This window comes from Mycobacterium sp. SMC-15 (assembly GCF_045310925.1).
In the GTDB taxonomy this organism is placed as follows: domain Bacteria; phylum Actinomycetota; class Actinomycetes; order Mycobacteriales; family Mycobacteriaceae; genus Mycobacterium.
Genome location: NZ_JBJIAJ010000002.1, coordinates 125,232 through 134,974 on the forward strand (window position 1 = coordinate 125,232; position 9,743 = coordinate 134,974).

The 9,743-nt window shown below is 68.7% G+C and carries 9 protein-coding genes; 5 read left to right on the forward strand and 4 right to left on the reverse strand.

The window, feature by feature from the left end:
- The first annotated feature begins 2 nt into the window (after positions 1–2).
- Positions 3–1,559 (forward strand): phytoene desaturase family protein, encoded by a 1,557-nt coding sequence (locus ACJH71_RS03700; protein WP_406756696.1) that lies wholly within the window; start codon positions 3–5, stop codon positions 1,557–1,559.
- Positions 1,560–1,568: 9 nt separating this feature from the next.
- Here the strand turns inward: ACJH71_RS03700 and ACJH71_RS03705 are convergent, their stop codons facing one another.
- Positions 1,569–1,907, reverse strand: a complete 339-nt coding sequence (locus ACJH71_RS03705) for a hypothetical protein (protein WP_406756697.1) — start codon at positions 1,905–1,907, stop codon at positions 1,569–1,571.
- The gene (locus ACJH71_RS03710; protein WP_406756698.1) at positions 1,904–3,463 is read right to left on the reverse strand and encodes a Rieske 2Fe-2S domain-containing protein; all 1,560 of its coding nucleotides are present in this window, start codon (positions 3,461–3,463) and stop codon (positions 1,904–1,906) included. The genes ACJH71_RS03705 and ACJH71_RS03710 overlap by 4 nt, the downstream gene beginning before the upstream one ends.
- 83 nt (positions 3,464–3,546) lie before the next feature.
- Here ACJH71_RS03710 and ACJH71_RS03715 point away from each other — a divergent pair, with 83 nt between their 5' ends.
- The 4 genes from ACJH71_RS03715 to ACJH71_RS03730 are packed head-to-tail and all read left to right on the forward strand — an operon-like array spanning position 3,547 to position 6,756.
- Complete coding sequence (locus tag ACJH71_RS03715) at positions 3,547–4,335, forward strand: lysophospholipid acyltransferase family protein (protein ID WP_406756699.1); 789 nt, start codon at positions 3,547–3,549, stop codon at positions 4,333–4,335.
- A gap of 7 nt (positions 4,336–4,342) precedes the next feature.
- Entirely contained in the window at positions 4,343–5,128 is a 786-nt protein-coding gene (locus ACJH71_RS03720) for a lysophospholipid acyltransferase family protein (protein ID WP_406756700.1), read from the forward strand.
- 3 nt (positions 5,129–5,131) lie between these two features.
- Positions 5,132–5,926, forward strand: coding sequence for a lysophospholipid acyltransferase family protein (locus ACJH71_RS03725; protein ID WP_406756701.1), 795 nt, complete (start codon positions 5,132–5,134; stop codon positions 5,924–5,926).
- Positions 5,926–6,756, forward strand: coding sequence for an HAD family hydrolase (locus ACJH71_RS03730; protein ID WP_406756702.1), 831 nt, complete (start codon positions 5,926–5,928; stop codon positions 6,754–6,756). The genes ACJH71_RS03725 and ACJH71_RS03730 overlap by 1 nt, the downstream gene beginning before the upstream one ends.
- Positions 6,757–6,872: 116 nt before the next feature.
- Here ACJH71_RS03730 and ACJH71_RS03735 read toward each other — a convergent pair whose 3' ends face one another.
- Both ACJH71_RS03735 and ACJH71_RS03740 read right to left on the reverse strand, forming a co-directional pair.
- Positions 6,873–8,618 (reverse strand): N-acetylmuramoyl-L-alanine amidase, encoded by a 1,746-nt coding sequence (locus ACJH71_RS03735; RefSeq protein WP_406756703.1) that lies wholly within the window; start codon positions 8,616–8,618, stop codon positions 6,873–6,875.
- 169 nt (positions 8,619–8,787) lie between these two features.
- Positions 8,788–9,666 carry a hypothetical protein gene (locus tag ACJH71_RS03740; protein ID WP_406756704.1) on the reverse strand — a complete coding sequence of 293 codons (879 nt, stop codon included), beginning with the start codon at positions 9,664–9,666 and terminating at the stop codon, positions 8,788–8,790.
- Positions 9,667–9,743 lie beyond the last annotated feature (77 nt).

Sequence of the window (9,743 nt, forward strand, 5' to 3'; positions counted from 1 at the left end):
GGATGACCGACTACGACGCGATTGTCATAGGTGCTGGGCACAACGGACTGGCCGCGGCGCTCATCCTGCAGCGTGCGGGGTTACGCACGCTGTGTCTGGAGGCCGGTCGATACGCCGGGGGGATGGCCTCCACGGTGGAACTGTTCGACGGCTATCGGTTCGAGATCGCCGGCTCGGTGCAGTTCCCCACGTCGGCCGCGGTCAGCGCGGAGCTGGGCCTAGACGGTCTGGAGAGCATCGACCTCGAGGTCATGTCGGTGGCGATGCGCGGCGTCGGTGACGACCCGCTGATCCAGTACACCGACCCGATGAAGCTGTTCACCCACCTGTCCGAGGTGCATGGCGCCGAGGCGGTCAACGGCATGGCCGGGTTGCTGGGCTGGAGCCAGGCGCCCACTCGGGCGCTGGGCCGTTTCGAAGCGGGTCGGCCACCGAAATCGCTTGACGAGATGTATGCCTGCGCCACAAATGAATTCGAGCGTTCGGCTATCGACGACATGTTGTTCGGTTCGGTTACCGAGGTGCTGGACCGTTACCTGCCCGACCGGGAGAAGCACGCGGCGCTGCGCGGCTCCTTCACCGTGCTGGCCGTCAACACCCTCTACCGCGGACCGGCCACCCCCGGCAGTGCCGCGGCACTGGCCTACGGCCTGGGCGTGCCCGACGAGAACACCGTGCTGATGAAGAAGCTGCGGGGTGGAATCGGCGCACTCACCGGGCACCTGTGCGACACGTTCACCGGTCTGGGCGGGCAGCTGCGGCTGCGCACCGCGGTGTCGGAGATCCTTGTCGCCGATGGGACGGTGGCCGGCGTGCGGACCGAATCCGGCGACACCCTGAGCGCACCGGTGGTGGTGTCGGCGATCGCCCCCGACGTCACGGTCACCGGACTGCTCGACGCCGCTTCGGTCCCGGAGGACATCCGCGCCCGCTACGCCCGCACCGACCACCGCGGCAGCTATCTGCAGATGCATTTCGCGCTGGACGCGGCGCCGGTGTTCACCGCCCCCTACGAGGCACTCAACGACCCGGCCATGCAGGCTTCGTTGGGGATCTTCTGCACACCCGAAGAGGTACAGCAGCAGTGGGAGGACGCGCGCCGCGGCGTCGTCCCGGCCGATCCGACCGTGGTGCTGCAGATCCCGTCGCTGCACGATCCCGAGCTGGCCCCGCCCGGCAAGCACGCGGCGTCGGCGTTCGCGCTGTGGTTTCCCATCGAGGGGGACGGCAACTACGGCGAGATGAAGGTCGAGATGGGGCGGCGGGTGATCGACAAGATCACCAGACTGGCACCGAATTTCGAGCGCAGTATCACCCGGCACACCACCTTCACCCCGCGGCATATGGGCACCATGTTCGGTGCGCCCGGCGGCGACTACTGCCACGGCCTGCTCAACCCGGATCAGATCGGCCCCAACCGGCCCGGGCCGCGGGGTTTCCTCGGGCAGCCGCTACCGGTGGCCGGGCTCTACCTGGGGAGTGCAGGCTGTCACGGCGGGCCGGGGATCACGTTCATTCCCGGTTACAACGCCGCTCAGCAGGTCTTGGCTGACCGCTGAGTAGCGCAACTACCGCTGGGCTGCCAGAAGCTCGTCGAGCAGCGCCCGAAAAGCGTCCGGGTCCGCCGGGGTAAATGCCGGGCGCGGCCACGGGTCGCCGTGTAGGTCCAGGGTGATCAGGGTGGACCGCGTCGGCCGCTTGATGTCCAGCGGCAGCCAGCGTCGCAGATCCGAGCTGCCCCAGATCCGGAATCGGTGGGTCAGCATGCCCAGCGGTTCAGCGCGGTAGCCGCGGATCGCCGACAGCGGGATCACTTTCGAGGTCCCGGAGGGGAAGTGATAGCGGCGCAAGGTGATCGCCCGGCGGTCCAGGACCACCAGTCCGTCGTCGTAGGAGTTGCCGCTCACAGCTTCTCGCAGCGCAATTCGTGGCCCTTGGCGGTCAGGCAGCGACCCGACTTGAGATCCCATTCCCAGCCGTGCTGATTGCAGGTCAGCGTGTCGCCCTCGACCACCCCGACCTTCGACAGGTCGGCCTTCATGTGCGGGCAGCGACGCTGAATCTGCCAGTCGCCCAGGGTGATGGTGGCCGAGTCGTCATGGCTCTCGCCGAACCAGCCTTCGGCGTAGACGATCCGGTCCTCGGTGAGGCACTTGAAAAAGGTGTACAGGTACTCGTTGTAGCCGCCGACCCGCCAAGCCCTGAATCGGGTGGACAAGAAGATGGTGTTGACCCAGTCCGGTTCGTCGTCGCGCAGCACGGTCCGCACCAGCTCGGGCGGAATACCGAAGCCGTAACGAAACTTCTCGCCGGGAATCGGCTCGCGCACCATGCGTTTGGGGAAGTCCAGCACCACGGTTTCGGTGTGGCCCTGCCCGTCCAGCACCAGCTCGACCGGATAGCCGATGCCGTCGCAGATCTCATTGCTGCGGGCCATGATCGGCTCGAACAGTGTGCGCAGCGGCTCGAGCATCGCCGGACCGGCCGCCGGCGCCCAGGACGATTTCTCGGCGGCCAGCACCGGCGCCATCCGGTCGGCGTAGGCGGCTATGTAGTCCGCCTTGCCAGTGGTGAAGATGGCCTCGACGTCAGCGTCCTCCAGTGGGTGATTCAGTGAATCCAGTTGCGCCCCGGTGAAGCTCGCGGTGCTGCCGGGAATCATCAGCAGCCCGCGGTCATGCCCGTTGCGGCGCAACTGGTCCAAGAACACCATCTCGTCGGGGAAGATGTTGGCCGGATCGCCGTGATCATCGTTGAGGTAACGCAGCTCGGAATCCAGGAAACATGGCGGACCCGCAGACGGCACCACCCACGTCGCTCCGACGTGGGCGATGTACTGGCGGGCGCGGTCCATCTGCCGCTGGCGCTTCTGGGTGCCGAACGCCTCCTTGGCCCGCGCCGGCATGTCGTAGACCATCGGGTACCAGATCGCCCCGGAGTACTGCACCAGGTGCACGTCGATCGCGTCGAAGGCTGCCAGCACGTCCAGATCGGTGGGGCGGGAGTCGTTCATGTTGAACACGGTGGTCACACCGTCGGACACCACCAGCCCGGAGTCACCGATCGGACCGTCGGCCGGGGCGCGCAGCGCGATGATCATCACATCCAGATCGCCCTTGGGGCCGGACACGGTGTGCCGCTGCGAATCGGTGGTTTCGAAGAACCGGTGAAAGCCCAGGGCCTCCAGCTCGCGGCGCAGGTCGGGCACCGGATAGTCGGGCAGCAGCACCACCGCGTCCTTGTTGACGTGCGCCGCCAGGTGCCGCGGGTCGAAATGGTCGTGGTGCAGGTGCGAGATGTAGAGGTAGTCGCAGTCGCCGAGAGTGTCCCAATCCAGCGCGGAGTTGTCCGGGAAGGGGAACCACGACGCGAAGTAGGCCGGGTTCACCCACGGGTCACACAGGATGCTGCCTGCGGCGGTCTCGATCCGGAAGCCGGCGTGCCCGACGCTGGTGACCTGCACGTGTACCTTCTCCCGACGCTTACAGAGATCCCCTGCGAGCTTACCGGCGGGGAAGCCGACCTCATCGCCTAGGCTTGGACCCTGTGGAGCCTTGGTACGGGAGTGTCGCTGCTGCTGCACATACGTTGTGGCGTTATGAGGGCCTGAAGATCACCGTCACCGGCCGAGAGCACCTGCCCGCCACCGGCGGCGCGGTGATCGCGATCAACCACACCGGCTATCTCGATTTCCTGTTTGCCGGCGTGGCCTCCTATGACGCGAAGCCGCGGCGTCGGGTGCGCTTCATGGCCAAGAAGGAGACGTTCGACAACCGCTTCACCCGCCCGATCATGCGCGGCTGCCGGCACATCGCGGTGGACCGCAGCCGGGGCGCGGAGTCCTATGCCATCGCCGTCGACAAGCTCAAGGCCGGTGAACTGGTCGGGGTCTACCCCGAGGCGACCATCAGCCGCAGCTTCGAACTCAAGGAGTTCAAGAGCGGCGCCGCACGGATGGCGATCGAAGCGCAGGTGCCGATCATCCCGCACATCGTGTGGGGCGCCCAGCGGATCTGGACCAAAGACCACCCGAAGCAACTGGGTCGCACCAAGGTGCCGGTCTCGGTGACCATCGGCGAGCCGATACCGCCGACGTTGCCGGTCGAAGACCTACGCGCGCTGTTGCAGACCCGGATGCAGCACCTGCTGGAGCAGGCGCAGGACGCCTACCCCGAACATCCCGCCGGCGCGTTCTGGGTGCCGCAACGCCTGGGCGGCAGCGCCCCCACCCCTGCCGAGGCGCTCCAGCTGGACGCCGCCGAAGCTGCGCGCAAAGCGCAGGAGCGGGCCGCCCGCCAGAAGCAGCCGCCGAGCCCGACGGGCGCTGCGGAGTAGAGCTGGCATGCAGCCGGTCTTTCGAGCCCTGGAGCTCACTGCGCGCAGCGCGGTGAAGATCGCCGGCGCAACGATCGACTATCGCGGCCTGGAACACATCCCGGCCCACGGCGGTGCGGTGATCGCGATCAACCACACCGGCTACGTGGATTTCCTGCCGGCCGGGCTGGCGGCGTACCACCGCGGACGCCGGATGCGGTTCATGATCAAGGCTGAAATGCAGCAGGTGCGGGTGGTCAACTATCTGATCCACCACACCGGCACCATCCCGGTGGACCGCGGGGCCGGATCCGACGCCTACCGCCACGCGGTGGCCGCGCTGCGCTCCGGCGAGGTGGTGGGTGTCTATCCCGAAGCCACCATCAGCCGCAGCTTCGAACTCAAGGAATTCAAGTCCGGGGCGGCTCGCATGGCGCTGGAGGCGCAGGTGCCGATCGTCCCGCTGATCGTCTGGGGGGCCCACCGGCTGTGGACCAAGGGTCACCCGAGGGCGCGGTTGGTGCGCAGCAAGATTCCGATCACCGTCCTGGTGGGCGAACCGCTGGCCCCGACCGGTGACGCCGCGGCGCTCAGCGCCCGATTGCGTGAGCGAATGGCACCGCTGCTGGCTCAGGTGCAGCAGGACTACCCGCATCCTGCCGGTCAGTTCTGGGTGCCGCGGCGACTCGGCGGCAGCGCGCCCACGCCCGACGAGGCTAGGGTTTTAGAAGTGCAAGAGCTGGCGGAACGGATGCGCAAGAGCGCGGGTGCCGGGAGGCCAGACCCAGGGAAGACGGAGCGCACGGAGCAATAGAGGATGGCAGAACCCTTCTTCCGCGCGCTGGAGATCGTGGTCCCGCGGCTGGCGAACGCCAACGGGCCGCACGTGAGGATCGACGGCCTGGAGAACATTCCCGAGCGCGGCGGCGCGGTGCTCACGGTCAACCACACCAGCTACCTGGACTGGTATCCGGCCTCGATCGCGGCCTTGCGCCGGCACCGCCGGCTGCGGTTCATGATCAAGGCCGAGATGACCGAGGTCCCGGTGGTCAACTACGTGATCAAGCACATCAAGTTGATCCCGGTGGACCGCTCCGCCGGAGCAGGCGCCTACGACGAGGCGGTGCGGCGGCTACGCCAAGGCGAGCTGGTCGGCCTGAACCCGGAAGCCACCATCAGTCGGAGCTTCGAGCTGCGGGAGTTCAAGACCGGTGCTGCCCGGATGGCTCATGCCGCGGGTGTTCCGCTGATCCCGGTCATCGTCTGGGGAATCCACCGGGTCTGGACGAAGGATCATCCGAAGCATTTGTGGCGCAATCATATTCCGGTGCTGGCGAAGGTCGGACGGCCGATGGCCGCCTCCGCGGACGTCGAGGCGACCACGCTCGAGCTGCGGAACACGATGGCGGCGATGCTGGAGGAGACGCAATTGGAGTACCCCCACCCCGCCGGGGCGCACTGGGTGCCACGCCGGTTGGGCGGCAGCGCGCCGACCATGGCAGAGGCGCTGCAGATGCGCGCGGCCGAGTTGGCCGAGCGTGATCGCAGACGCATGGAGCAGACCCAAGGCGGCCGGTTGCGGCGGACGCTGACCGGACGGAGTTCGCACTGATGCAGCCCCATGGCGGTCCTCCCGCCCTGATCGCCAGCGACGTCGACGGCACCCTGCTCGACGGCACCGAGAACATCACCGCGCGGACCCGGGCCGCGGTGCACGCGGCCGTCGACTCCGGAGCTCGCTTCGTGCTGGCGACCGGACGCCCACCGCGGTGGATCGCGCCGGTGGTCGACGCGCTCGGGTTTGCCCCGATGGCGGTGTGCGCCAACGGGGCGGTGCTCTACGACCCGGCCACCGATCGGGTGGTCTCGGCTCGCACGCTCTCGGCCGACAGCCTGGTCAAGCTGGCCGAGGTTGCCAGCCGCGCCATTCCGGGGGCGGGCCTGGCGGTGGAGCGCATCGGCGAGAGCGCGCACGACGCGGCCACCCCGCAGTTCGTCAGCTCACCGGGTTACGAACACGCCTGGCTCAACCCCGACAACACCGAGGTGTCGCTTGAGGACTTGCTGTCCCAGCCGGCCATCAAGCTGCTGATCCGCAAGGCGGGGATGTCCAGCGCCGACATGGCGGTCCAGCTGCAGGCCCACATCGGAACGGCCGCGGAGCTCACCTACTCCACCAACAACGGGCTGATCGAGGTGGTCCCGGCGGGCATCACCAAGGCCAGTGGCATCGAGGAGCTGATCGCGCCGCTGGGCATCGGTATCGAGCAGGTGGTGGCATTCGGGGATATGCCCAACGACCTGCCGATGCTGGTACGTGCCGGACACGGCGTGGCGATGGGCAACGCCCACCCCGACGTGCTGGCGGCGGCCGCCGAGATCACCACACCCAACACCGACGACGGCCTGGCGCGGGTGCTGGAGCGGATTTTCCTGCGTTGACTCTGCGCTGAGGGCGGGGGTTACTCGAACTTTCCCGCCATAGCCGCAGAGTCAACGGTGGTTAGCGAGGCTCGACGAAGGAGAGGTGAAGCTGGACCGCCGCGTCGAAACGGTGGTTAGCCGACTGCGAACGGGTCGATCACCCGCGAGAAGCGCTCCAGCTGTACCGGCGGGCCCTCCGGTGGCGGCGGGGGCAGCACCTCGGCGTTGCCGTCGACGACCCGGATGACCGTCGCGCTGGCCCGGTTGTAGTTCAGGGTGCCGTGCTGGAAGTTCTGGCCCACCCATTCGGGTTCGGCGAGCTCGGCGCTGGTCGGCAGTCCGAGCACGCCGCGTTCGTAACCCAGCGACGCCCAGGCGTCGTAGATGGCCCCGGTGATCGGCTGCGCGCCGGTCTCCGGCGACCAGTACACCGCGCCGTGCTCGAACGTGGCGTACTTGGTGGAACCCTCCCCGATCGCCTCGGGCGACGTGGGGGCGCCGAGCATGCCCTCCGTACCGCCCAGTTCCATCCAGCGGGTGTGGATGGCGCCGCCCTCCATCACCCGGGCGAGGTCTTCCGGGCCGGGCGGTTCGTTGAACCGGGAGGCGATCTCGCGAATCTCGTTGAGCGCGACGTAGCCCTGCTCGCCGGGGCACTCCGTCGCATCGAGGTCGCGGTGACCGATGATCGAGGGCAGCGTCAGCGACGCGCCGCGCGGAACGTTGGTGAACGAGCCGCCGGCGGAGGTCAACTCGGCGATGCCACGCGGATCGGTGCGGTCCAGGCCGAGCCGCCAGCCCAACAACCGGCCGACCGTCTCGAGTTGAATCGGCGGGGGAGGCGCGTCGTCGAAGGTGCCGATCATCGACACTCCCCAGGTATTTCTGTTGAACCCGCCCGCGTGGCTGCCCATGATGCCGCGGGCCAGGCCGCCGGCCCGGCCTTCGAAAACTTGGCCGTACTTGTCCACCAGCGCGTTGTAGCCGATGTCGCACCAGCCCAGGGTGCGGGTGTGATAGGCGTAAATCGCCCGGATGATGTCCGCGGAGTCTTCGGGGGCGTATTCGTTGGAGCCCGCGGTGTGGTGCACCACGGCCGCATGGACCGGGCCACTCTCCACGGGTTTGCCGCACCGCCCGTAGGCGCCCGCGCCCCAGTGACTGCGCGGGATGATGTTGGGTGGCTGTCCCGGGCCCAGCACCGCCTTCGGCGGTTGCCACTGCGAGTCGGCGGGGGCCTTCGGCGGCGTGATCAGCACCGCGGAGACATTCTGGGCAATGGGCTGCGCGGCGGTGGCCGGTAGGTAGCCGAGATCGCCCGGGGCGGGCTTGTTCGGAACCGGGCCCGGCTTGGCGGGGCCCTTCGGTGTGGCGGGTCCGGTGGCTTTGGATCCGGCCTTGGGGTTGGCCTGAGCCGGGTTGCCGGGAGCGTTCGGAGCGGTCCGGGTCACCGCGATCTGGACCGCCGTGGTGCGCCCGACGAATACCGGCTCGGTCCCGTCCGGGCCGGGAGCGGGGGCATCGGCAGGCCGTGGACCCGGGGTCTCCTGTTTGGTCTCGTGCGCGGTCGCATACCAGGGCCCCCAGGACCCGTCGGCGCGCTTGGCGCGGATCCGTGCCGACGTGCCGCTCAGGTCGGCGCCGGTGAGCGCGACCATGGTGAACGGTTCGTCCTGGCTGATCTCGCGGACGGTGACGCCCGGCTCCAGATTCGGCAGTGGCTGCTGGTTCAGCTTGGTCGCGGCAGCGCTGGGGGGTGTCTGCGATGCGTCAACCGACTTGAAGCCCGACCCGGAGTTCAATGCCCACGGCAGGATCAGCACGGTCGCGAGAGACGCGGTCAGCTTGATCGTCGGCGGGGGACGACGACGGGTTGGCACGTGCTGATGTTACGTATGTGTCATGTGTTGTTGGTGATGCGACACGCGCCCGCCGGCTCCGGCCGGATTCCCGGGCATTGTTAACGGCACCGCAGAGTCTTCCGGTGCCCGCCGGGTGCGGGCTGACTCTGCGGTGCCGTTGGGCGGAACAGCTCCGCTGTTGTGTCTGTTACGGCAGCGGCAGCGGCGGGGCCGGGGCGGCGACCGCCGGACCGGCGCCCTGCGCTGCCTGCGCGATGGACGGGATCACCACACCCTTGAGCAGGTCGATGGCCTGTCCGGCGCCCAGCTGATTGGCGGCGCTCATCAGGTCGCTGACCAGTCCACCCTTCTCCTCCGGCATGCCCAGGGACGGGTCGCCGAGGATCGGGTAGGTGCCGTCGAGGCCGGGGTCCAGGCCCACCGGCGAGGTGAGCGGCAGACCGTCGGACCCGAGCAGACCGGTGTCCGGGCTGGTCAACCCGGGGCTGGTCAGGCCAGGGCTGGTCAACCCGGGACTGGTCAGCGGGCTGGTCAACCCGGGGCTGGTCAGTGACGAGTCGGTCAGCGGCGGCGTGGTCAGACCGGGGGTGGTCAGGCCGGACGTGGTCGACACTCCGGGCGTGCCCAGCGGCGGCGTCGACAGCGACGGCGTGGTCAGCGACGGGTCGGTGAGCCCCGGCGTGCCCAGCCCGGGGGAGGTCAGGCCCGGCGTGCCCAGCCCGGGGGAGGTGAGGCCCGGCGTACCCAGGGACGGGTCGGTCAGTCCCGGCGTGCCCAGGCCCGGTGAGGTCAGGCCGGGGTACATCCCTGTCGAGGCGCCGCCGCCGCCGAAGCCGGGCACCGGCGGGAGGTTCACCCCGAACTGGGACAGGCCCTGGGTCAGGGCGGTGATCAGCTCACTGGGCAGGTCGGCCACGGACGAAGCCGCGACGAAGTCGTGGTGCTGAGGGGCGCTGTTGTGGGCGGCCAGCTCGGATACTGCGACAACTGCGAACGGACTCGCGACCGCCAGGGCGGCGACTGCGCTCATGGTTGTCGAGAGCCTGCGTCGACGTCGGTTCGGCACGGAAGTCTCCTCAATATGTTTTGCCGTCGGGCCCGCGCTTTTCCGGGGCCGTCGTGGCGCTCACTGCACTTGCATCT